At 52.0% G+C, this 22,597-nt stretch carries 26 protein-coding genes; 1 reads left to right on the forward strand and 25 read right to left on the reverse strand.

The genetic code is table 11. From position 1 onward, the window contains the following. Positions 1-27: 27 nt before the first annotated feature. From trpA to NSQ22_RS11745, 25 genes are all read right to left on the reverse strand, one after another. A complete protein-coding gene (gene trpA / locus NSQ22_RS11625; RefSeq protein ID WP_008879607.1) occupies positions 28-834 on the reverse strand; it encodes a tryptophan synthase subunit alpha in 807 nt (268 codons plus the stop codon). Then, entirely contained in the window at positions 818-2,032 is a 1,215-nt protein-coding gene (gene trpB / locus NSQ22_RS11630) for a tryptophan synthase subunit beta (RefSeq protein ID WP_011887692.1), read from the reverse strand. The genes trpA and trpB overlap by 17 nt, the downstream gene beginning before the upstream one ends. 85 nt (positions 2,033-2,117) lie before the next feature. Beyond that, complete coding sequence (locus tag NSQ22_RS11635) at positions 2,118-2,804, reverse strand: phosphoribosylanthranilate isomerase (RefSeq protein ID WP_100660214.1); 687 nt, start codon at positions 2,802-2,804, stop codon at positions 2,118-2,120. Beyond that, a complete protein-coding gene (gene trpC / locus NSQ22_RS11640; protein WP_029760972.1) occupies positions 2,791-3,567 on the reverse strand; it encodes an indole-3-glycerol phosphate synthase TrpC in 777 nt (258 codons plus the stop codon). The genes NSQ22_RS11635 and trpC overlap by 14 nt, the downstream gene beginning before the upstream one ends. After that, positions 3,560-4,579, reverse strand: a complete 1,020-nt coding sequence (trpD, locus tag NSQ22_RS11645; RefSeq protein WP_008879611.1) for an anthranilate phosphoribosyltransferase — start codon at positions 4,577-4,579, stop codon at positions 3,560-3,562. The genes trpC and trpD overlap by 8 nt, the downstream gene beginning before the upstream one ends. Next, entirely contained in the window at positions 4,573-6,099 is a 1,527-nt protein-coding gene (gene trpE, locus NSQ22_RS11650; RefSeq protein WP_008879612.1) for an anthranilate synthase component I, read from the reverse strand. Before trpE ends, trpD begins: the two co-directional genes overlap by 7 nt. Positions 6,100-6,330: 231 nt before the next feature. Further along, positions 6,331-6,711 (reverse strand): chorismate mutase, encoded by a 381-nt coding sequence (gene aroH, locus NSQ22_RS11655; RefSeq protein ID WP_008879613.1) that lies wholly within the window; start codon positions 6,709-6,711, stop codon positions 6,331-6,333. After that, entirely contained in the window at positions 6,708-7,808 is a 1,101-nt protein-coding gene (gene aroB, locus NSQ22_RS11660; protein WP_011887695.1) for a 3-dehydroquinate synthase, read from the reverse strand. Before aroB ends, aroH begins: the two co-directional genes overlap by 4 nt. Positions 7,809-7,810: 2 nt before the next feature. Beyond that, on the reverse strand, positions 7,811-8,977 hold the full coding sequence (aroC, locus tag NSQ22_RS11665) for a chorismate synthase (protein WP_008879615.1): 1,167 nt from the start codon (positions 8,975-8,977) through the stop codon (positions 7,811-7,813). Positions 8,978-9,078: 101 nt separating this feature from the next. Beyond that, the gene (locus tag NSQ22_RS11670; protein ID WP_008879616.1) at positions 9,079-9,849 is read right to left on the reverse strand and encodes a protein-glutamate O-methyltransferase CheR; all 771 of its coding nucleotides are present in this window, start codon (positions 9,847-9,849) and stop codon (positions 9,079-9,081) included. A gap of 78 nt (positions 9,850-9,927) precedes the next feature. Then, positions 9,928-10,377, reverse strand: a complete 450-nt coding sequence (gene ndk, locus NSQ22_RS11675) for a nucleoside-diphosphate kinase (protein WP_008879617.1) — start codon at positions 10,375-10,377, stop codon at positions 9,928-9,930. A 97-nt stretch (positions 10,378-10,474) separates the two neighbouring features. Next, complete coding sequence (gene hepT / locus NSQ22_RS11680) at positions 10,475-11,437, reverse strand: heptaprenyl diphosphate synthase component II (RefSeq protein WP_008879618.1); 963 nt, start codon at positions 11,435-11,437, stop codon at positions 10,475-10,477. 16 nt (positions 11,438-11,453) lie between these two features. Further along, positions 11,454-12,158, reverse strand: a complete 705-nt coding sequence (menG, locus tag NSQ22_RS11685) for a demethylmenaquinone methyltransferase (protein ID WP_029760974.1) — start codon at positions 12,156-12,158, stop codon at positions 11,454-11,456. A 4-nt stretch (positions 12,159-12,162) separates the two neighbouring features. After that, entirely contained in the window at positions 12,163-12,942 is a 780-nt protein-coding gene (locus tag NSQ22_RS11690; protein WP_029760975.1) for a heptaprenyl diphosphate synthase component 1, read from the reverse strand. A gap of 113 nt (positions 12,943-13,055) precedes the next feature. After that, positions 13,056-13,280, reverse strand: coding sequence for a trp RNA-binding attenuation protein MtrB (gene mtrB / locus NSQ22_RS11695; RefSeq protein WP_008879621.1), 225 nt, complete (start codon positions 13,278-13,280; stop codon positions 13,056-13,058). Between the two features lie 12 nt (positions 13,281-13,292). Continuing rightward, complete coding sequence (folE, locus tag NSQ22_RS11700; RefSeq protein WP_029760976.1) at positions 13,293-13,859, reverse strand: GTP cyclohydrolase I FolE; 567 nt, start codon at positions 13,857-13,859, stop codon at positions 13,293-13,295. 133 nt (positions 13,860-13,992) lie between these two features. Next, positions 13,993-14,265: an HU family DNA-binding protein gene (locus NSQ22_RS11705; protein ID WP_008879623.1), complete on the reverse strand. Its 273-nt coding sequence runs from the start codon at positions 14,263-14,265 to the stop codon at positions 13,993-13,995. 536 nt (positions 14,266-14,801) lie between these two features. Continuing rightward, positions 14,802-16,280, reverse strand: coding sequence for a stage IV sporulation protein A (spoIVA, locus tag NSQ22_RS11710; RefSeq protein ID WP_008879624.1), 1,479 nt, complete (start codon positions 16,278-16,280; stop codon positions 14,802-14,804). A gap of 160 nt (positions 16,281-16,440) precedes the next feature. Then, positions 16,441-17,163: a hypothetical protein gene (locus tag NSQ22_RS11715; protein ID WP_008879625.1), complete on the reverse strand. Its 723-nt coding sequence runs from the start codon at positions 17,161-17,163 to the stop codon at positions 16,441-16,443. 19 nt (positions 17,164-17,182) lie between these two features. Then, positions 17,183-17,386 (reverse strand): DUF2768 domain-containing protein, encoded by a 204-nt coding sequence (locus NSQ22_RS11720; RefSeq protein ID WP_008879626.1) that lies wholly within the window; start codon positions 17,384-17,386, stop codon positions 17,183-17,185. Between the two features lie 182 nt (positions 17,387-17,568). Beyond that, complete coding sequence (locus tag NSQ22_RS11725; RefSeq protein WP_008879627.1) at positions 17,569-18,600, reverse strand: NAD(P)H-dependent glycerol-3-phosphate dehydrogenase; 1,032 nt, start codon at positions 18,598-18,600, stop codon at positions 17,569-17,571. 378 nt (positions 18,601-18,978) lie between these two features. After that, entirely contained in the window at positions 18,979-20,289 is a 1,311-nt protein-coding gene (gene der, locus NSQ22_RS11730; RefSeq protein WP_008879628.1) for a ribosome biogenesis GTPase Der, read from the reverse strand. Between the two features lie 274 nt (positions 20,290-20,563). Beyond that, positions 20,564-20,749: a hypothetical protein gene (locus NSQ22_RS11735; protein ID WP_008879629.1), complete on the reverse strand. Its 186-nt coding sequence runs from the start codon at positions 20,747-20,749 to the stop codon at positions 20,564-20,566. Beyond that, positions 20,739-21,641, reverse strand: coding sequence for a YIEGIA family protein (locus NSQ22_RS11740; protein ID WP_008879630.1), 903 nt, complete (start codon positions 21,639-21,641; stop codon positions 20,739-20,741). Before NSQ22_RS11740 ends, NSQ22_RS11735 begins: the two co-directional genes overlap by 11 nt. Then, entirely contained in the window at positions 21,638-22,234 is a 597-nt protein-coding gene (locus NSQ22_RS11745) for a hypothetical protein (RefSeq protein ID WP_339263511.1), read from the reverse strand. Before NSQ22_RS11745 ends, NSQ22_RS11740 begins: the two co-directional genes overlap by 4 nt. 166 nt (positions 22,235-22,400) lie before the next feature. Between NSQ22_RS11745 and NSQ22_RS11750 the strand changes: the two genes are divergently transcribed. After that, positions 22,401-22,535: a YpzI family protein gene (locus NSQ22_RS11750; protein WP_008879632.1), complete on the forward strand. Its 135-nt coding sequence runs from the start codon at positions 22,401-22,403 to the stop codon at positions 22,533-22,535. The last annotated feature ends 62 nt before the right edge of the window (positions 22,536-22,597 follow it).

Raw genomic sequence — 22,597 nt, forward strand, 5'->3', positions numbered from 1 at the left:
TCGCCCACTCCTTTAAGTCGGAACTTTTTAGCGCGAAGAACACGGCTCCCGAAGCGGCGCGGCGAGCGAACGGGCATAGGAGGCAAATTCAGCGATAGCCGCATTCTTTTCTTCCGAGGTCTGCAGGCGCTCAAGCAACTGTTCGATTTTTTGCACGAGCGCACTGCCGACCACGACTCCATCACAGGCGTCTTTCAGCATCGCCACTTGTTCCGGTGTTGAAATGCCGAAACCGACAACGACCGGGACACGGCTATGCCGCTTTACTTCACCTAGGAAATGGCCAAGCGACTCCGGCAGTGTCTCACGCACGCCCGTGACGCCAAGCGAGGAGACACAGTACAAAAACCCCTGCGCCGCTGAAGCAATCTGCTCAATTCGCTGCTTTGATGTCGGAGCGACAAGCGAAATAAGCGGAAGGCCGAACCGCTCACTGAGCTCGAGGAGCGGGCCGCTCTCCTCAAACGGCAAGTCGGGAATGAGCACGCCGTCGGCGCCATTTTCTTGCGCTAAAGCAAAAAAGGATTCTTCTCCTAATTGTAACACAGGATTATAATACGTAAAGATAATAATCGGAATTTTTACTCCTTTTTTTCGCATGTCGGCAACAAGTTGAATGGCTTTCGGCAGCGTCATTTGTCCGGCGAGCGCCCGGGCGGCGGCGCGCTGGATCGTCGGCCCATCAGCGAGTGGGTCAGAGTACGGAACGCCAAGCTCCAACACGTCAGCACCGGCGTCTTGCAGCGCCAAAGCGAGGTCAACAGTCAAATCAGCAGACGGGTCGCCGGCAACAATAAACGGAATAAATAACGATCGGTTAACGGGCAGACGCAACGTCTTCACCTTCTTTCACCCCAAGATGGTGCATCATCATTTGCACATCTTTATCGCCGCGGCCGGACAGGCAAATAAGCACCGTCTCATCCGGCGTCATTTGGCGGGCAAGCTCGACAGCTTTGGCCACCGCATGCGCCGACTCAATGGCTGGAATGATGCCTTCAGTTTGCGCCAGAAGCTGAAACGCAGCCACTGCTTCTTCATCGGTCACACTCTCATAACGAACGCGGCCGATGCTGGCCAAATACGCATGTTCCGGACCGACGCCAGGGTAATCAAGGCCGGCGGAAATTGAATACGGTTCAATAATTTGCCCGTACTCATCTTGTAACAAGTACGTCATTGCCCCATGGATAACGCCTTTTGTCCCTTTTGCAATCGTCGCCGCATGGTGCGGAGTATCGATTCCTTTGCCGGCCGCTTCCACGCCGACGAGACGGACATCGTCTTGCAAAAACGGATAAAACATGCCGATGGCGTTGCTGCCTCCGCCGACGCAGGCAACAATCACATCCGGCAGCGTTCCTTCGCCGGCGAGAAACTGTTCTTTCGCCTCATCGCCGATCACGCGCTGAAACTCGCGCACCATTTTCGGGTACGGATGCGGGCCGACAACCGAACCGATCATGTAAAAATGGTCATCGCAATGGGCGACCCAATAACGAATCGCCTCATTTGTCGCATCTTTTAACGTCCGGTTGCCGCTTAACACCGGCACAACTTCGGCGCCTAACAGCTTCATCCGAAACACGTTCAACTCTTGCCGCTTCATGTCTTCCTCGCCCATAAAGACGATGCATTCCATACCGAAGTGAGCGGCCACCGTCGCTGCCGCAACCCCGTGCTGCCCAGCGCCGGTCTCAGCGATCAACTTTTTCTTGCCCATCCGTTTCGCCAAGAGCGCCTGGCCGATAGCGTTGTTGATTTTATGGGCGCCGGTGTGGTTTAAATCTTCGCGCTTTAAATAAATTTTCGCCCCACCAAGCTGTCGTGTCAAATTCGGTGCAAACGTAAGCGGAGTCGGCCGCCCCGAGTAGTGCTGCAAAATCCGGATATATTCTTGCCTGAACGACTCGTCGGCAAGCGCTTTGTCCAGCTCGGTTTCAATTTCCTCAAGGGGGAGCATGAGCGTCTCTGGAACAAACTTGCCGCCAAAATCACCAAATCGCCCGTGTTCATTCGGAACGTGTTCCATCATCAAAGCCACCTTCTTTTTTCTTAAGATTAAATGACGAATTTCGTGTGAAAGCGCACCTCTCGATTGCCGAAGCGGCGCTGTTTCATCGTCCGAGCATGGAGCGAAACGATCTTTTCACGTCTTTTCCTACTGCGAGATACTGTTTTGTTTTTTCTTCTATCTGCTTCATCTTAGCCGGGTCTTTGCGTCCGTCTGTTTCAATGCCGCTGCTAATGTCGATCCCGTCGGGACGATAGGCGAGCAGCCGCTCGATATTGTCCGGGGTGATGCCGCCGGCGATGAAGCACGGCACACCTTGGCGTGCTGCCTCTTCCAAATAGCGCGGCACCGCCTCCCAGTCAAAAGAGACGCCCGTTCCTCCCCATGCACCAGCGACGCGGCTGTCGACAACGTAGCCGTCAGCTACCCCTGCATATTGCTTCATCGTCTCGAGCGCCCCATCGTCGTGATGAATCGCTTTCCAAACCGAGAGCCGTGTCGCTTCCTTTACGACGGCCAGCTCAGCTGGTGTCTCATGACCATGGCATTGGACGACATGAAGCGGCAGCTGTTCGGTGACAGAAGCGATCTGATCAACAGAGGCATTGACAAAGACACCGACGAGCTGCTTATCGCCGAGTGATGCTAGTGCTAACCAGCGCTTCACCTCCTCAGGTGAAACGTTCCGTTTGCTTTCAGTAAAAATAAAGCCAAGATAATCCGCCCCGCTCGCGAGCGCGACTTGCACATCGTCCGCCGAACGGTTGCCGCAATATTTAAGCCGAACCATTGCCATCATCCTCTCCAAACAGCCGGTAAACCGCCCGTTCGACATCCGCTTGGCGCATGAGCGACTCACCGACAAGCATCGCCTGTACCCCGTATGAGCGGATCGTTCGTACATCACGGTATGAGCTGATCCCGCTTTCGCTGACGATGACGCTCGACGGCGGAATGAGGGAAGCGAGCGCTTTTGTCGCCTCAAGTGTTGTGACAAACGTATGCAAATCGCGGTTGTTAATGCCAACCACTTCAGGCGTAAACCGAGCCAAAATCCGCTCAAGCGTTTCTTTCGCATGCACTTCCACTAAACATTCCAGCCCGATGCTGTACGCTTCTTGATAGAGCGCCTCGAGCATTTCCGGCGGCAGCGCTTCGCCGATCAATAAAATTGCATCCGCCCCGAGCCGGGCGCTTTCTTCCACTTGCCGGCGGTCGATGATGAAATCTTTGCGCAACACCGGGATGTTGACCGCTTCTTTCACTTCCTGCAAATAGCGGCGGTGCCCTTGGAAATAGCGCTCGTCCGTCAGCACACTGATCGCATCAGCCCCCGCGCGCTCATACGCTTTGGCAATGGCGACCGGATCAAAGTCCGGGCGGATGATGCCTTTAGACGGAGACGCTTTTTTTACTTCGGCGATTAGCCCGAGCGCCCGCCGCGGCCGGCGGAGCGCCGCCGCGAAAGGACGGCGTTTCGGCTCCGGCAACGGTTCCGGCAATGTCAATGTGTCAAGTTCCTCTCGTTTTGTCGCTAAAATTTGCTCAAGCATCACGGACCACTTCCTTTGCCCGCAGCCGCTGCAACTGCCTATAAGCAGCGTTGGACAAAATAGCGTCTTTCGCCATCGTCACCCCATCAGCGATCGTTTTTGTCTTGCCGGCGGCGTACAAGGCGACACCGGCGTTTAAGGCGACGATATTCACGGCGCTCTCCGGCGCTGTCACGGTCATGACCGCTTCAAGCAATGCGGCGCTTTCTTCCGGATTATGCACCTGCACATCAGCAAGCTCTCCGCGAGGCAAACCGACTTCTTCCGGGGTGATGACAAAGCGGCGAATCGCTCCATCTTTCAGTTCAACAACATCAGTTTCCGTGGCGATGCTGCATTCATCGAGCCCATCGCGACCGGTGACGAACAGCACATGCTCCGAACCAAGGCGGCGCATCGTTTCCGCTAGTTTCTCGGCGTAGCGGGTCGAATAAACACCGACGACTTGCCGCTTGCAACGTGCCGGGTTGGCAAGCGGGCCGATCAAGTTAAAAACCGTGCGAAAACCGATTTCTTTCCGCGGCCCGGCGGCATGTTTCATGGCTGTGTGATACAAAGGGGCGTACAAAAATGTTAATCCGTTCGTTTCCAACGCCTCCTTGGCGGCGTCTGGCGACGATTGAATATTGATGCCAAGACGCTCGAGCACGTCGGCGCTGCCGCTTTTTGATGAAACAGCGCGATTGCCGTGTTTGGCAACTTTGACGCCGAGCGATGAAATGACGATTGCCGCAGCTGTTGAAATGTTGAACGTCGCTGCTCCGTCACCACCTGTGCCACACGTGTCGATCACATCATCACCGGCATCAATCGCCATCATCCGGTCACGCATGGCTCGCACAAACCCGGTCAGCTCGTCGACCGTCTCCCCTCGCAGGCACAACATCGACAACAAACTCGCGATTTGGCTGTCTGTCGCCGCCCCATCCATGACGGTGGCCATCGCTTCATATGCTTCTTCTTCCGTCAACGTTTTCCCTTCCGCACATTTGGAAAGCAGCCGCTTCAACATACGATCCTCTCCCCTTTGACAAATAGTCGTTCTGCTTGTTCAATGGCGTTCATTAAGGCGCTTGCTTTATTGCACGTCTCTTTCCACTCAAGTTCTGGGACGGAGTCAGCGACGATGCCCGCGCCGGCCTGCACGTACGCATAGCCATCTTTGATGACCGCCGTCCGGATGGCAATGCATGAGTCGATATTGCCGTCAAAGCCGATGTAAGCAATCGCCCCGGCGTACAATCCGCGAGCTGTTGGCTCAAGCTCTTGTAAAATTTGCATCGCCCGCACTTTCGGCGCTCCGCTCACCGTCCCAGCCGGAAAGGCGGCAAGCAACGCATCAATGGGGTGAACATCATCATTCAACTCACCGACGACTTTCGAAATTAAATGCATCACGTGGGAAAACTTGCCGATTTCCATCAAGATTGGCGTCTTGACCGTTCCGTATTTTGCCACCCGGCCGATATCGTTGCGTGCCAAATCAACGAGCATATAATGCTCAGCCCGCTCCTTCGGATCGTTGTACAGCTCATCAGCCAGCATCGCATCCTCTTCGGGCGAGCGCCCGCGCCGCCTCGTTCCGGCGATCGGATCGATTTCAATGCGCCGATTGCGCACTTGGATGAGTTTTTCCGGTGAACTTCCAACAATTTCTGTATCACTCAACCGGAAATAAAACATGTACGGCGACGGATTAATATGGCGGAGCAACCGATAAACGGCCAAACCGCCCGCGCGGACCGGCACGCAAAAACGCTGCGACAGAACAGCTTGAAACACATCACCAGCCGCGATATACTGTTTCACCGTTTCTACGTCTTGCAAAAATCGTTCTTTTTCGTAATTGGACATCGCCTGAGCAAACGAGACAGCCCGCCCGGCTTCCTCATCTGCCGGCAACAGCGGCCGTTCAGCTTGGATTCGCACCGCTTTTGCCGCCAACGCGGCGATGCGCTGTTGGGCGGAGCGATATTTCTCAATCTTTTCCTGTTCTGTTTCACCACCATGCAACCGAATATAGTGAATAAGCAGGAGCTCACGCTTTTGGTGGTCAAAAGCAAACAGCGATTCGCAAAATACGAAATAACTAGCTTTCATACCTAAATCACAATTTTCATGACGCGGCACCTTTTCGATGGCTGAAATGAAATCGTATCCTAAAAACCCGACCGCGCCGCCTGTAAACGGCACTACTTCTCTCAACGGTCGGACATCAAGCGCCTGCTCAGCCCATTGAAACGCCTCTTTCAACGTCGGCATTACAACTTGTTCGTTTCCATTTTCGTCTTTCACGGAAAACGTCTCCCCTGTTTCGCTTTCGAGTGTCAAAAACGGCGCGACCCCGATAAACGAATAGCGAGCCCATGGTGATTCATCGTCTTTGCTTTCGAGCAAAAACACCGCTTCATCACGCAAATTGCTAAATACTCCAAGCGGTTCAATGACATCGGCTAAAAATTTGCGCACAATCGGGATGGTGCGGAACTCGTTGGCATCCGCTAAAAAAGCGGCTAGCCCATTCGTGGACATCCCTTCTCCTCCCTTCATGATCAGCGGGCGGAGAATGAGGGTTTATGAGGCGAAAAGAGGAAAGAAAACGCCCAAAGACGACCGTCTTTGGGCAGATGTCAGCAAACAAATAACAAACGCTCACCTCAGCTAAACTCGCTCATTCTCATCTACCCTACACTCGTTCTCAGCTCTCGCTCCACTTCTTCCGAAGTCCGCCATGCGGCGGGCAAAGAAGTTATTTTAACTATATTACATTTCTGTCTTTTTTGTCAACGACAAATCCGGGCGCAGTATGGCCGCATCCTTTAAATATACATGGCAAATCTCATCCTGCTTTTTCTCCGTCGCCACCGTCATCATGACTCGGATGCAACGTGGCAGCGAGCCGGGCACCGGAATTTCCCTTGTGCACATGACCGGCACGTACGTCCAACCGTCAATCCGGCGCAACGCCTGTGCCGGAAATGCGGCGTTGATATCATCCGTGACGGAAATGAGCACAAACGAAACATCATCGGCGACGACCCCGTTCGCCTCAATCATTTCACGCAACAGTATTTCGGTAGCCGTCACGATTTCTTCGGCTTCATTTTGTTCAACCGTAATCGCTCCGCGAATGCCGCGAATCATCGTCCTCCCCCCTGTTTGGCGAACTCATCTAGCCAAGCGAGCAGCTTATCATCTTCTAATTCCACGACTTCGACGTCGCCGATCTCGCGCAAGAGCACCATCCGCACCGTCCCGGCGTATGCTTTTTTGTCACCTTTCATTTTCTCAAGCAACCGATCGGCCTCCACCGTCGTCGGCAGCGACACCGGAAAACCGTATCGGGCAAACCATTCGGCAAAGCGGTGCTCAGCAAACGAGTGGCCATAAAGCCGTTCACTGACAAACACGGCAAACAGCATGCCGATGGCGACTGCTTCCCCATGGGTGAGCGTACCGTAACCAAGTTCACTTTCAAGCGCATGGCCGAGCGTATGACCAAAATTTAAATGGGCACGCACGCTGGTTTCTTTTTCATCTTCACGTACGATAGACGCCTTAATATCGATGCCTTTTTCAATACAATAGGTGAGCGCTTCGCCGCGCAAATCGGCGAGCGTCTTCACTTCCGCACGCAGCCATTCATAAAAGCGGCGGTCACGGATGAGCGCATGCTTGATCACTTCGGCAAACCCCGACCGGAGTTCACGCTCAGGCAGCGTGCGCAAAAAAGTCGTATCATACACAACCGCTTCCGGCTGATGGAAGGCACCGATCATATTTTTACCAAGCGGATGGTTAATCGCCACTTTGCCGCCGACGGCGCTGTCATGAGCCAAGAGTGTTGTCGGCATTTGAATATAGCGGATGCCACGCATATAGGTGGCCGCGACAAATCCGGCTAAATCGCCAACAACGCCGCCGCCAAGCGCGATAATGACTGAACGGCGGTCTAAGCTGCACTGGAGCGCCGCTGTTTGGCAGGCGTAATAGTTGTCGAATGACTTGGCCGCCTCTCCGCTCGGGATGATATAGGCATATACGTCATACTCAGCAGCGGCAAGCATGGCGCGCACCTCATCCAAATAAAGCGGCGCCACCGCATCGTCGGTAATGATAAACAGCTTCGTCCCCGGTGGACAGGCGAGCGAGCGGAGCAGGCGCGGCAACGCGCGAGCCGCCCCATCACCCAGCAGAAGCGGATATTGTTTCGTCGCCGTTTCAATCGTCCGTTCCATCATCGTTAAAACTCCCTTGCATAGCGGCGAGCGCGCTCAATGTTTTCTTTGATCAAGTCAATCCGATCTTGCCCGAATTGCTCAACGATCGCCGCCGCCACTTCCCAAGCGACGACCGCCTCGGCAACGACGCTTGCCGCCGGTACGGCGCAGCTGTCTGACCGCTCGATGCTCGCTGTAAACGGTTCTTTCGTGTCGATATCGACGCTTCCAAGCGGCTTGTACAACGTCGGAATCGGCTTCATCACCCCACGCACAACGATCGGCATCCCGGTCGTCATTCCGCCTTCAAAGCCGCCAGCTCGATTCGTCCGGCGCGAAAACCCCTGTTCCGGGCTCCAAATGATTTCGTCGTGCACTTCGCTTCCCGGCCGGCGCGCCGCCTCAAATCCGATGCCGAACTCGACGCCTTTAAAGGCGTTAATGCTGACGATGGCAGCGGCAATTTTCGCATCGAGCTTCCGGTCATAATGAACATAGCTGCCAACTCCGGCCGGCACTCCTTCGACGATCACTTCGACGATGCCGCCGATCGAATCACCGTTTTTCTTCGCTAAGTCGATCGCTTCCATCATTTTTTGCCCTGCCTCCGGATCAAAACAGCGCACCGGGGATTCCTCTGTCACTTTTTGCAGCTCGTCAAGTGAGCGGTAATCGAGCTTCTCGGCACGCACGCCGCCAATTTCTAGCACATGTCCGGCGACGCGAATACCGACCTCTTCGAGCAGACGTTTCGCCACGGCCCCGGCGGCTACACGCACAGTCGTTTCCCTTGCCGACGAGCGCTCGAGCACGTTGCGCATATCGCGATGCCCGTATTTCAAGGCTCCATTTAAATCAGCATGCCCCGGGCGCGGGCGCGTTACTTTTCGCTTGACTTCGGTTTCATCATCAATCGGCTCAACAGCCATAATCGTTTGCCAATGTTGAAAATCACGGTTCTCAACAACAAGCGCAATCGGCGAGCCGAGCGTTTTGCCATGGCGGACGCCGCCGACGATTTTGACCTCATCTTTTTCAATTTGCATGCGCCGGCCGCGTCCATACCCTTTTTGCCGGCGAGCGAGCTCTTTATTAATATGCTCGGCGCGCAGCTCGAGCCCCGCCGGCACCCCTTCTAAAATGGCCGTCAATTGTGGTCCATGTGACTCCCCTGCCGTCAAATAACGCATATCTGTCTCTCCCTTCAGCTCTTTAACGCGTTTATGTAAAAATATATCATAAATTAAAAAAATGAAAATAGTTTTTCTGTAAAAAAAGTGGGCAAAGCCCGCTATGTTCTCCGATAAAAAAACGTCTCCTCGACTTCAAACCCGTACGAGCCGGGATTGAAAATTTGCTCCGTGCTGCCAACAAACAGCACACCGCCCGGCCGGAGCGCGTCACGGAATTTTGGATACAACGCCCGTTTCGCCTCTTCGGTGAAGTAAATGAGCACATTGCGGCAGACAATCAAATCAAATGGCCCCGGAAACGGATCGGCGAGCAAATTATGTTTTTGAAACGTGACCGCTTGTTTCACCTTTTCGTCTATTTTATAATACTGTCCGTCTTTCGTAAAAAACTTTTTTTTCATTTCTTCCGGCAGCTCAGCGAGCGACCGTTCGCCGTATACCCCAAGACGCGCGCGAGCGAGCGCATTTTCATCAATGTCAGTTGCCAACACCGACACGCGGTGAAGCGGCAGGTATTTCGCAAGCACCATCGCGAGCGTATACGGTTCCTCGCCGGCCGAGCAAGCAGCACTCCATACTCTTGGACGCGGATTTTCCGCCAACAACCGCGGCAAAATAATGCGCTCAAGCACGTCCCACCGCTTCGCGTTGCGGTAAAATTCTGACACGTTGATCGTCATCCGGTCTAAACATTCATGCCATAGCACCGGGTTTTTTTCCATCTCCGCAAACAGTTCGGCAAAGCTGTTTAATCCTTTTTTTACATATAAAGACGTTAAACGCCGCTTCATTTGTGCCTCTTTATACAATGAAAGATCAATACCGGTTTTTCGTTTCACTTTCGCAATAAATTGTGCATAATCATCCATCGGTACTGCCCCCTCTCCCGTTATCGTGTCGTCCTCATAAAATGGCAAAAACCGGCCAAGTTGTGGCCGGTCTTCACATTAATATAGCCATTCGTTCATCAGTTTTGTATATGTAATGAGCTCTTCTTCTTTGAAGAACAAGTTGATCTCGCGTTCCGCGCTTTGCGGCGAATCGGAACCGTGAATGACGTTTTTGCCGACCGTCAAGCCGAAATCTCCGCGAATCGTCCCCGGTGCGGCGTCTTGTGGATTCGTTTTCCCCATCATTTGCCGGGCGGCAGCGATCACGTTTTCACCTTCCCACACCATCGCGAATACCGGTCCGGACGTAATGAAATCAACAAGCTCGCCAAAAAACGGACGCTCTTTATGTTCGGCGTAATGCTGCTCAGCCAGCTCACGCGACACTTGCATCAGCTTGGCGCCGACAAGCTGGAATCCCTTTTTTTCAAAGCGGGAGACAATTTCACCGATTAAATTGCGCTGAACCCCGTCTGGCTTTACCATTAAAAATGTCCGTTCTTTCATTGACTCTCCACCCCTACTGTCGTATGTACTAGGAAACGGGTTCCCCTCATCATAGTACCATTGTTTCGCGTCATTGGCAATAATGTCCTTGAAAGCGTTAATAATCCCTTTTCCCGATGTAGAGGGCGAGATCATGCAACAAGGTGCGCGCCTTATTGGCGGGCAATTCACCGAGCAGACGGAGCGCTTTTTCGAGGTAGCGGTCGCTTAATGCGTACGACTGGTCAATGGCATCCGTTCGCTTAATGGCGGAAATGACAGCTGCCATCTCATCCGCATTGGTTTCCGGGCTGACAGCGGTGATCGCCGCTTTCAACCGTTCATCACGAAGCGCGTACAGCACCGGGAGGGTGATGTTTCCTTGCAGCAAGTCGCTTCCCGCCGGCTTGCCCAATTGCTCTTCCGTGCCTGTAAAATCGAGGATATCATCCGTAATTTGAAACGACATGCCGACATAATGGCCAAACCAATACAGACGTTTAGCCACCGATTCCGGGGCGCCAGCGGCCAGAGCGCCAAGCTGGCAGCTAGCAGCGATCAGCAGCGCCGTTTTCCGGCGGATGCGCCGCAAATACGTGCGGAGTGGTTGTTCAAACCAGTATTTGTCTTTAATTTGCTCAATTTCCCCGCGGCACACTTCGACAATCGTTTTCGCGAGTACTTGGTGAGCGCGTGGGTCGTCAAGTTCCGCCATCCGTTCGAGCGAACGGGCAAACAAATAATCGCCCGTGTACATGGCAAACCGATTGCTCCATTTCGCTTTGATCGTCGGTCGGCCGCGGCGCAAGTCGGCATCGTCGATCACATCGTCATGGACGAGCGATGCCATGTGAATGAGTTCGAGCGCTACAGCTACATGCTTGATCCGCTCGAGATCATAATGGCCAAAGCGGGCGGCAAGCAAGACAAAAACGGGACGGATCCGCTTTCCGCCCGCCTGCAATAAATGCAGCGCCGCTTCCCCAAGCGGCCCATATTCCGACTGAACCGTCCGCTCGAGCTCTTGTTCGACCGCCGCCAAATCCTTGCTTAAAAACGAATACATCGCCTTTAACTTCATGAATGTTCACCTTGACTCATCGTTTGTAACCTAAATGCATCGCCGCCACGCCGAACGTGTACGGTTTGACCTCGACATCGACAAAGCCAGCGGCGCGAAACATTTCCGCCAGCTCATCCCGCCCCGGGAACTCGCGCGCGGACTCTTGCAACCACGAATACTCCTCATAGCTTTTGGCCAATAGTTTGCCAAACAGCGGCATAATAAACCGGAAATAAAAATAGTAAAGCTGGCGGAAGCCAAATAGCGTCGGCTGCGACGTTTCCAAACAGACAGTCATGCCGCCCGGTTTCGTGACCCGGTGCATTTCTTTCAGCACCGTCATATAATCAGGGACGTTGCGCAAGCCGAAACCAATGGTCACGTAATCGAACGAATTGTCAGGAAACGGCAGCTGCATGGCGTTGCCATGAATGAGCTTCACATTGTGCAAGCTGCGCTCTTTCACCTTTTGCTCGCCGACTTTTAACATGTTTTCGCTGAAATCGAGGCCATACACTTCCCCCTCTGGCCCGACCGCCTCGGCTAAGGCGATCGCCCAGTCGGCCGTCCCGCAGCAAACATCGAGCGCTTTTTTCCCTTTTTGCACATTCATCCGTCGCATCACGTCTTCGCGCCATTTTAAATGGCGACGGAAGCTGATGACGGAGTTCATCCGATCATAATGAGTGGAGATTTTTTCAAACACACGATGAACTCGCTCTTCCTTTGATTGATGCATCATTCTACCCTTCTTCCACCGTCTTTTTGGCGATGGCTGAAAATCCACCGGAAAGCTCAGTCACGCGGAGCGCCAGCACGTCGTTTGGCAGCAATTTCGCCGTGAACAAAGCTTCTTTGCAATGGTCGATATAGCGGTTGCAAAGGCGAAGCAAATACCGTTGTTGCTCGTTCGTCAGCACCTTCGCCCGCGGGAATGCGATATGCGCCATTTGCTCAAAGAGCACCGACGTCCCAGTGCCGACGAACGATTCCCGTTCTTGAAGCAGACGCCGCAGCAATAAGTAATGGTACGCAAACTGCCCCCACTGCGGCACTGCCATGCGATCGGCAAGTTTTGCAAGCAACGCTGATTCGATCGTGCCGACCGCTGCAAATAGCGTCTCGATCCGCTCCGAGCTTTTTTCATAAAGACGTACTTTTTGTTCGTTAATGTCGCGGATCGCTTCGGCGAACAAACGGATGAGCGCGATATCGCCAGAACGCGCCAACAATTCGTAATACAGTCCGCTGTACAAATCGCCGGCGAGGACGATAAGCTGCCGCGTCTTCAAATCATCGCCGCTATCTGTTACCTCATCATGGGTATCAAGGGCGATCTGCACGAGCATCATGGCGATGATATACCGATCCGATTCATTCGGCGCCGCTGGAGCATCAGCAAACATCGACAGCGCCAACAGCAACCGGTCTTCATCGACAGCCGGCGCCGGCACATGCTCGCGCAAATATGAATGATTAAGCAGCCGTTCAATTTGTTCCTTCAATGACGCCAATTTCACCATGATGTCATTCACACGAATCACCCTTGTCCCCGAGAAATATCCGCACCGCAATGACGGACTCATTATAACACAATTTTGTCGAAAACGCTCTAGTTTGCTAGAAATTTGCGCGGTTACTTTTTCCCTTCCGATTCGATTGCGCCATGGCGCGTTTGAATATACGCCTTACCTCTCACTTTAATGGCTGACGTATGTTCTGTAAACTGGGCGATCAGCACTTCGCCTTTATCGAGTTTTTCCGAATGATGAAACCTCGTATCCGCGCCGCGCGTCAGCCCAATGACGTTCACTCCGTCTTCGAGCGCTTTAATGACGACAAAATCGCTGTTCGTATACATCATTTGCCCTCCTTACGCTTTAATTAACGAAAGCACTTCGGACCGGGCGTTGGCGTCTGTTTCAAACACACCACGCACCGCCGTTGTGACTGTTTTCGCCCCCGGTTTCTTTACGCCGCGCATCGTCATACACATATGCTCCGCCTCAACGACAACCATGACTCCGTGCGGCTCGAGCGCTTCGACGATTGAATCGGCCACTGTCGCCGTGATGCGCTCTTGCAACTGCGGACGGCGCGCCACCGCTTCGACAGCCCGGGCAAGTTTGCTCAACCCGGTCACTTTTCCTTCGCGCGGAATATAAGCGACATGAGCGACGCCGAAAAACGGCACTAAATGGTGTTCGCACATCGAATAAAACGGAATGTCTTTAACAAGCACGAGCTCCTCATGTTCCTCGCTGAATACGGTTTGAAAATGCTGCTTCGGGTCTTCCCGAAGCCCGGCGAACACCTCAGCATACATTTTTGCCACCCGTTTTGGTGTATCAATAAGCCCTTCACGGTTCGGATCTTCGCCGATCGCTTCCAAGATGAGGCGGACCGCATATTCAATTTGTTCATAATTGATCTCTGACATACAAACAACATCCTCCTGCGTCATAAAAGCTGCATGTAATCCGATTCTAGCATAGGGAGCGAAAAAAAACAAAAAAGAAGGGCAGTTGATCACCTGCCCTTCCCTCCTAAGCTCCTGCTTCGGCTATGTAGGCTTATTTTACAGCATCTTTTAATGCTTTGCCTGGTTTGAATGCAGGAACTTTGCTTGCCGGAATTTCCATTTCTTCACCCGTTTGCGGGTTGCGTCCTTTCCGGGCAGCGCGCTCGCGCACTTCAAAGTTCCCAAAGCCGATTAATTGCACTTTATCGCCTTTTCGCAACGCTTCTGTAATCGAGTCAAATACCGCATCAACGGCTTTTGTTGCATCTTTTTTGGAAAGACCGCTTGTTTCAGCTACTGCGTTGATCAATTCCGTCTTGTTCATGCCATTCACCTCCTCCCAAGGGAGCTCATCTTGTTTACTACCATTTGTGCACACTTTTCTGCTTTTCTATACATAGACATTAACAGCTTTGGCGGCGAAAAGGTTGGCGCACGCAAGAATAAGCGCTGCACCCACGTAGCCAATGATTCTGTTTTCATTCAGAACGACTGACAGAAAATGCGCCCGTACCCGCCGCCGATCGAGGCGTCCCCTTGACAGTTCAGGCGCCACCTGCCTCTTCAAGATGAGGCGGAAGGAGCGACGGAACTGCCTTCGTTCCGCCAAGATGCGGTGACATGCCTAATCTTAACCAATTTATCGCGATAATTCAACATCTTTTTCGCCAAAGCGGCCAATTTTAGGCATATTTCACCAAAACAATGATTTCAGATAAAAGATTACCATAACGCCATGCGCATAATCAAGTGCCAATCCTGATTTCTCAAGGGTTTCAGCGATTTTTTTCTCCTATGAAAGATTAATGGCGAAAAAAAAGAGCTCCCGGATTGGGAGCTGATCGCGCGGTCTTCGTTTTTCTATAAAATAATGGCGATGAGGCCGCCGGAGCCTTCGTTGATGATGCGTTCGAGCGTTTCTTTCAGCTTGTAGCGGGCGTTTTCTGGCATGAGCGCAAGTTTCGCTTGGATACCTTCGCGGACGATCGAGCTGAGCGATCGGCCGAAAATATCGGAGTTCCAAATCGACAGCGGATCGTCTTCAAAATCTTGCATTAAATAACGAACGAGCTCTTCGCTTTGTTTTTCCGTACCGATAATCGGCGCGAATTCCGATTCGACATCGACTTTAATCATATGGATGGACGGAGCAACCGCTTTTAAGCGAACGCCAAAGCGCGATCCTTGGCGGATGATTTCCGGTTCGTCAAGGCTCATGTCAGACAAAGCAGGCGAAGCGATGCCGTATCCTGTTTGTTTGACCATTTTCAATGCGTCAGCGATTTGATCGTACTCTGCTTTTGCATGGGCGAAGTCTTGCATAAGCTGGAGCAAGTGATCTTTGCCGCGAATTTCAACGCCGACGATTTCTTTTAAAATTTGGTCGTACAGCTCATCCGGCGCATACAAGTCAATTTCGGCGATCCCTTGCCCCATTTCGATGCCGGCAAGCCGTGCCTTTTCAATGAAATCGTACTCAGCAAACTGCTGAACAACCCGATCAACATCGCGCAGCCGCTTAATGTCTTTCACCGTGTCGCGTACCGCTTCCTGATAGCTTTCACGCAACCAATGGTCCTCACGAAGCACCATCACCCAACTCGGCAAGTTGACGTTCACTTCGAGCACCGGAAATTCATATAATGCCTCACGAAGCACGTTATATACATCGGTCTCGCGCATGCTTTCCACGCTCATAGCGAGCACCGGGATGTCGTACTTTTCAGCAAGCTCGCGGCGGAGCGCTTCGGTTTCCGGATGATGCGGCCGAACGGTGTTGACGACCATAATAAACGGCTTGCCGACTTCTTTCAGTTCGCCAATGACCCGCTCCTCAGCTTCTACGTAGTCTTGACGTGGAATTTCCCCGATCGAGCCATCCGTCGTAATGACAACCCCGATCGTCGAATGTTCTTGAATGACTTTCCTTGTCCCGATTTCTGCCGCCTCTTGAAACGGAATCGGCTCTTCATACCAAGGGGTGTGGATCATCCGCGGGCCGTTTTCATCTTCATACCCTTTCGCGCCAGGCACGGCATAGCCGACGCAGTCGACAAGGCGAATGTTGACTTCAAGCCCGTCATCGACTTTCACCGTCACCGCTTGGTTTGGCACGAATTTCGGTTCCGTCGTCATAATCGTTTTGCCGGCGGCGCTTTGCGGCAGTTCGTCTTGGGCGCGCGCTTTATCGGCTTCGTTTTTAATGTTTGGAATGACAACAAGCTCCATAAACCGTTTAATAAATGTCGATTTTCCGGTACGGACAGCGCCGACAACGCCTAAATAAATGTCGCCGCCAGTCCTCTCGGCGATATCTTTAAAAATATCGACCTTTTCCAAATGACTCCCCTCCAGTCCTTCGGTCGTTATTAGAAACAACGAAATCAACTAGTATGATAGGACACTATATGCATATGATGTTGTCCTATTCGGTTATGACTAAAAAGCGATGAAAAAATCCCTTCTCTAGAATGTATTTTCCTAGAGAAGGGATGATGACTCATTTCGTGAAAAAAATCGGCTCGTTCGTTTTGGCATCGATCGTATACGGAAGGGAGTACGCCGGTACAAAGAGAGAGTGATCCGTCAACAGAGCACGGATGTCATCTCCCGGCTTATAATGGTGCGGATATTTTTTCAAGGCGTTATACAGGTCAGAACGGTAATCAATGTAAATTTCCCCCCTGCCGTCAATGACAAACGACAAGTTGTTGCCGGAAAACGGACTGACCGCGTATGGCGGCTCTTTGTAGCCGAGTTTCTTGTAATCGAGTGTAAACACACCTGGCGCGACAACATCTTTAAACGGCGGATAACGGTGCTCATCCGTATACATCTTCAGCCGCAGCTTCAGATCGCGGATGCGCTCAGCTAAGCGTAAATCGAGGAGCTTGACCGTTGGGTTCGTTTCCGCATCAATAATGACATATTGAAAGACGCCTCCACTTTCATAGGCGTTTCCTGGCGGTTCCTGCATATAGCGCGGAACGAGTTTTTGGAAATCAATTGGGTACTTTAAGTAAACCGGCGTTTTCATATCGCGCGTTTTAATCGGCAACAGTCCGCCGGTCGCCTTCCGGTACTCATTAACCGCCGATTGGACGGCCGCCACTTGGTCTTTGTAAGGGATTTGGTTTTGTTTTAGCCGCTCTTGCGGATATAAACACCCAGAAAGCGGCACGATAAACAGGCAGACTAAAAGGAAGCGAGCAATCTGTTTCATGAGTTCCTCCATCCTTTGACTATTGCGGCGTCGGTCCGCTGAACACAACGAAAAAGATGATGATGCCAGCTAACACTAACAGAATATAGGCAATAAACGACAAAAGAAAGCTTAACCATTTGATCTTGATCTTATAGCGGCTCAAATAAATGAAGCCGACTGAAATAAACATAAATACCATCGAGGTGATGGCGATCCACATTTTTGCCAAAGCTGGTGACATGGGCGTTCCTCCTTTTTCGACAACTACTATTATAGCATCGCCATAAAAAAAGCTGAAGTAAAGCGGGGCTTTCTTTACTTCAGCATCGCCTTATACCCTTCCGGAAGCTCGAGCCGATGATGGTTCGTCATATTGTATGCAAAACAGAGACGACTTGTATCACCATCCGCCTATTTTCGGTGTTACTGTTCGGCAAAAATGTTCATTAAATCGTTCATTTCCTGCTTTTTTCCGCGCGCCATGAGTGAATCGACCGCTTCTTTCGGATTTTTTCCGTCAAACAGCACTTCATAGAGCACTTCGGTAATCGGCATTTTCACACCGAGCTCTTTTGCCAACTCATAGGCGGCTTTTGTCGTCCGCACTCCCTCAACAACCATCCCCATGCTTTCAAGCACATCATCAAGCTTTTTTCCTTGGCCAAGCATATGGCCGGCTCTCCAGTTGCGGGAATGAACACTTGTGCACGTGACGATCAAATCGCCGACCCCAGCCAGTCCGGCAAACGTCAACGGGTTAGCGCCGAGGGCGCAGCCAAGACGGGCTATCTCAGCCAATCCCCGCGTAATCAGAGCCGCCTTTGCGTTATCTCCATAGCCAAGCCCATCGCTGATGCCGGCGGCTAATGCAATAATGTTTTTCAGCGCCCCGCCGACTTCGACACCGACTAAGTCAGGGTTCGTATAAACGCGGAAATAGTGGTGATTCATAAATACATCTTGAATACACTGTGCCGCTTCCATGTTCGGCGATGACACTGCCACCGTCGTCGGATGGCGGAGCACCACTTCCTCAGCATGACTCGGCCCGGAAAGGACGACGACGTCCTCTAGCCATTCACTGATTTCTTCGGTGACAATTTCCGACACGCGCTTATGCGTCCCCGGCTCGATTCCTTTACTGACGGCAACGATCGTGATCGGCGCAGCCAAACACATGCGCGCTCTCTGGAGTACCTCGCGGATCGCTTTCGTCGGCACGGCTAGCACAACAATGGAAACGCCATCAAGCGCGGCGCCAAGGTCGTCATAACCGATAATAACCTCCGGCAGGCGGACGCCTGGCAAATATTTTTCGTTTGTCCGCTGTTCATTGATCTCCCTCACTTGTTCAGCCCGATGGCTCCAAAGCCGAACGCGGTGCCCATTGTCAGCTAAAACGAGCGCCAACGCCGTCCCCCAACTTCCTGCCCCCAATACGGTAATGTTCTCCATCGCTTCCCACTTCCTTTGCCCGATTGTCACTTTCCTGAAAAACGCTGCTCGAGGTCAAATCACCTTCGCCTTTGGATGGCCAGTCTCTTCCGGCGAAGAACATGTGCCCGCCGCGACAAATCGCTCACGCTTTTCTTTCTGTCTAGCTTTGGCGCCTAGCTCTCTTCCGACAAATAACTTCCCCCCTCGGGGTGCAAGCACCCCTGCGGGTGAAGAACATTTGGCTTCGAGAGCTAATCTCGGCGCCGCCGCTTTTCTTTCTGTCTAGCTTTGGCGCCTAGCTCTCTTCCACCAAATAACCTCCCCCTCGGGGTGCAAGCCCCCCTGTGGCCGGAGAATGTTTGACTTCGAGAGCTGGTCTCGGCGCCGCCGCTTTTCTTATTTCCGCGGGCGGGCAATGATTTTGATCGGTGTACCTTCGAAGCCGAACGCGTCGCGGATGCGATTTTCCAAAAATCGTTCGTATGAAAAGTGCATGAGTTCCGGATCATTGACAAAAGCGACGAACGTCGGCGGTTTGACGGCGACTTGCGTCATATAATAAATTTTTAGGCGCCGACCGTTATGCGTCGGCGTCGGGTTCATCGCCACCGCATCCATAATGACTTCATTGAGCACGTTCGTTTGAACGCGCATCGCGTGGTTGTCACTTACGAGTTGCACGAGCGGCAACAGCTTATGAAGCCGCTGTTTTGTCTTCGCCGACACAAATAAAATCGGTGCATAGTCCAAAAATGGAAAATGATCGCGAATTTTCCGCTCAAATTCCACCATTGTTTTATCGTCTTTTTCGACGGCATCCCATTTATTGACGACGAGAATGACGCCACGCCCTGCCTCATGCGCATACCCGGCGATTTTTTTATCCTGTTCAATAATCCCTTCCTCTGCGTTCAGGACAACGAGCACGACATCCGAGCGCTCAATGGCTCTTAGCGCGCGCAACACACTGTATTTCTCCGTGCTTTCATAAATTTTTCCTCGTTTGCGCATTCCTGCTGTATCAATAATAACATATTTCTGACCTTCGCGGACAAACGAGGTGTCCACAGCGTCCCTCGTCGTGCCGGCGATGTCGCTGACAATCACTCGTTCTTCCCCTAAAATGGCGTTAACCAGCGACGATTTACCGACGTTTGGCCGGCCGATGAGGCAAAACTTAATCACGTCTTCTTCATATTCTTGGCCGTGATCTTTCGGAAAATGGCGGGCAACAGCGTCAAGCAAATCGCCAAGTCCCGTTCCGTGCGCCCCGGAAATGGGGTACGGCTCGCCAAAACCAAGAGCGTAAAAATCGTAAATCAAATCACGCATCTCCGGGTTATCAATTTTATTCACGGCGAGCACGACCGGCTTATTCGACCGGCGCAGCAGTTTCGCCACTTCTTCATCAGCGGCTGTCACACCGTCACGGCCGTTCGTCATAAAGATGATGACGTCCGCCTCATCGATGGCGATTTCTGCCTGCTGACGAATTTGCACAAGCAGCGGCTCATCACCGATGTCAATGCCTCCCGTGTCAATTAAATAAAATGAATGGTTCAACCATTCGGCGCTGCTGTAAATGCGGTCGCGCGTCACCCCCGGTACATCCTCAACGATGGAAATGCGTTCTCCGACGATGCGGTTGAAAATGGTTGATTTCCCCACATTCGGACGGCCGACAATGGCCACGACTGGATTTGCCATGCTACCACCCTTTATCCTCATTTTTACATCGTTTTGCTCTTGAAAAAAACGCCCTGCTCCTAGGGCATCGGTTCACCACCGTTAAGCGTACTGACGCTCCATTTCTTTTACTGCCAAAGTTATGGGGAGCTGCCTCCTCTTTTTTTACATGTTTTGTCCATTTAGGTTACATGAACATGTGCAGTTTTACCCATCAAGGATATCTTTTGGTGATGAACCAAGACATGCTACAACTGCTTTATTTTATCAAAAAGCGAAACGTCCAACAACCGCTTTAATGCTTGACAATCACAAACAATCCGTCACTTAGTTCATGGGCGATGCCGTCTAAAATCGCCTCTAAATTGGTAGCGATCTGTTCCATTTCCTCTTTTGTGCGGCAAACGAAAATCGGGGCACCACCGGCCACGTTTTCAGCATTGGTCGTAATAATGGCCAAAATCATTTTTTCATGCGTCATCACTGCCGCCTCCTCTCCGTTTCCACCGCCGTTTCGCCGGCATGCGGATGGCGCTCTCAAGCACCGGAACATTTTCAATGACCGCTTTCGCCTTTTCGACATCCTTCACTTGCGGCAAAATGAAAACGCCGACGCGACCGTCGTTTAAATCGCGTTTGGCAAGCGGCACGAGCGCCGGTGTTCCCGAGTCACGGTAAATGCCAAGCGCCGTCGATACATCGTGCAAAATCGCTTGCCGCTGCCCAAGGTTGGCGATCGTTGTTCGGGCGTTGAAGTTTTTCGGCGTCAAAATAAAGCCCATCCCGTAACGCAAAATCTCTTCCCTTCGCGCCGGCAACCCGATATTCATAATGTAAATATTGTCGACATAAAGCCCTGCTCCTTCAAAATGAGGCTTGACATATTTCACATCGGCGATATCTTTCAACCGGCTTCCGCTCATAAACCGCCGCGCCACCATTATGCCGATGACGCTGACCACGAGCGCAGCCCAAACATTCCACATTAAATAAAAGAGCGTGGAGAAAAAAGAGACGAAAATAACTAAATAGTTCCGCCCTTCAAAAACAATCGCAATACCTTCAATGTATGTTTTTCCGCGCGGCACTAGTTCATACTGATCCAGCTCGTTTAACGTATTGCGCTCCATATTGCGTACGTCGCGAAACTGCGAAGCCGCCAACGCCAAAAACGTGATGGCCGCAAATTCTTTTTCCATAATCGCCGGCACAGCAATCGTACCCAAGCCGGCTGCGATGGCTCCTAACGCGATATGGATCGTCCGGCCGTGCAAGTATGTCGGGTATTGGCGGTAATCAGTGCGCAATAAATAAAGACGCGTTAATACCCCAACAGCCACACCGTATAAAATTGGAAATGTATATTCGTTCACGGCTGTCTCGTCCTCCCTACAGACCGTTTTTCCTCAAGCTGAAGTGAAAGGAAGCGAATCATTTCCCAAGCGAGCAAACATGACGCGCTAATCGCTGTCACATCTAAAAAAGAAAACGAACCGAGCACGTAGTCAGGCCCCATCCGGTGAATGGCCGCAGCGTACACCGCTTCCCCTTGGCAACCACCGAGCGCCAAACAAAGAAGGCGGTCGACAAGACCACGGTGGAACAGGCAGCTGACGAGGGCGAGCCACCAAGCGAGCATCCACTGGCCATCGAACCAAATCCAAACTGGGTCAAACAAGGCAAGCAAACGGAAGGCGGTGTAAGCAAACGCCAATCCGGACGCCGATAACGCCATCAACAGCGGGTGGCACGGCCGCCGCTCGACCGCTGTGTAACAGGAAAAGAAAAAAAGCACAAAAAAGGACAACGCCACATGAATAGAGCCAACTTCCACCGTCAACGAGGCCGAACTGATCATGAAAAGCGCAAACACCGCCAGTTTCGTGCGGACGGCGGTCTTTTTCATAAAAAACGTTGCCACAAGCCATACCGACCAAAAAAAGAGATAAAAATACATCCCTTCCATTTTTTCCACCCCTTATTATGTTCATTATGCCATTTTTTATCCTCTTCTAACCGGCAAGACCGGCATATAGAGATGAATGACTGTTTTCCATTGTTAAACATGCATAGAAAAACCATCGCCCGGTCATAGTAACAAATGATCATCACATAGAAAGGAGCGGGATTTGGTGGGAAAAGATCGGCAGGAGAAAAAGTTGAAACAGTCGCGGCAAGTTGAGTCAGACCGTGATCAGTCGCTTTCCTATAAAGGGGCAAGCCGGCTCGATACGCCGGAAGAGGCACGCGAACGGAACAGATCCTAAAAAGGTTGGCCGCTTTTCGAGGCGGCCGGCTTTGGATGAATCGCCAAAACTGTGGTTGGTGC

This window comes from Geobacillus sp. FSL K6-3411, assembly GCF_037965715.1.
Taxonomy (GTDB): Bacteria; Bacillota; Bacilli; order Bacillales; family Anoxybacillaceae; genus Geobacillus; species Geobacillus thermodenitrificans.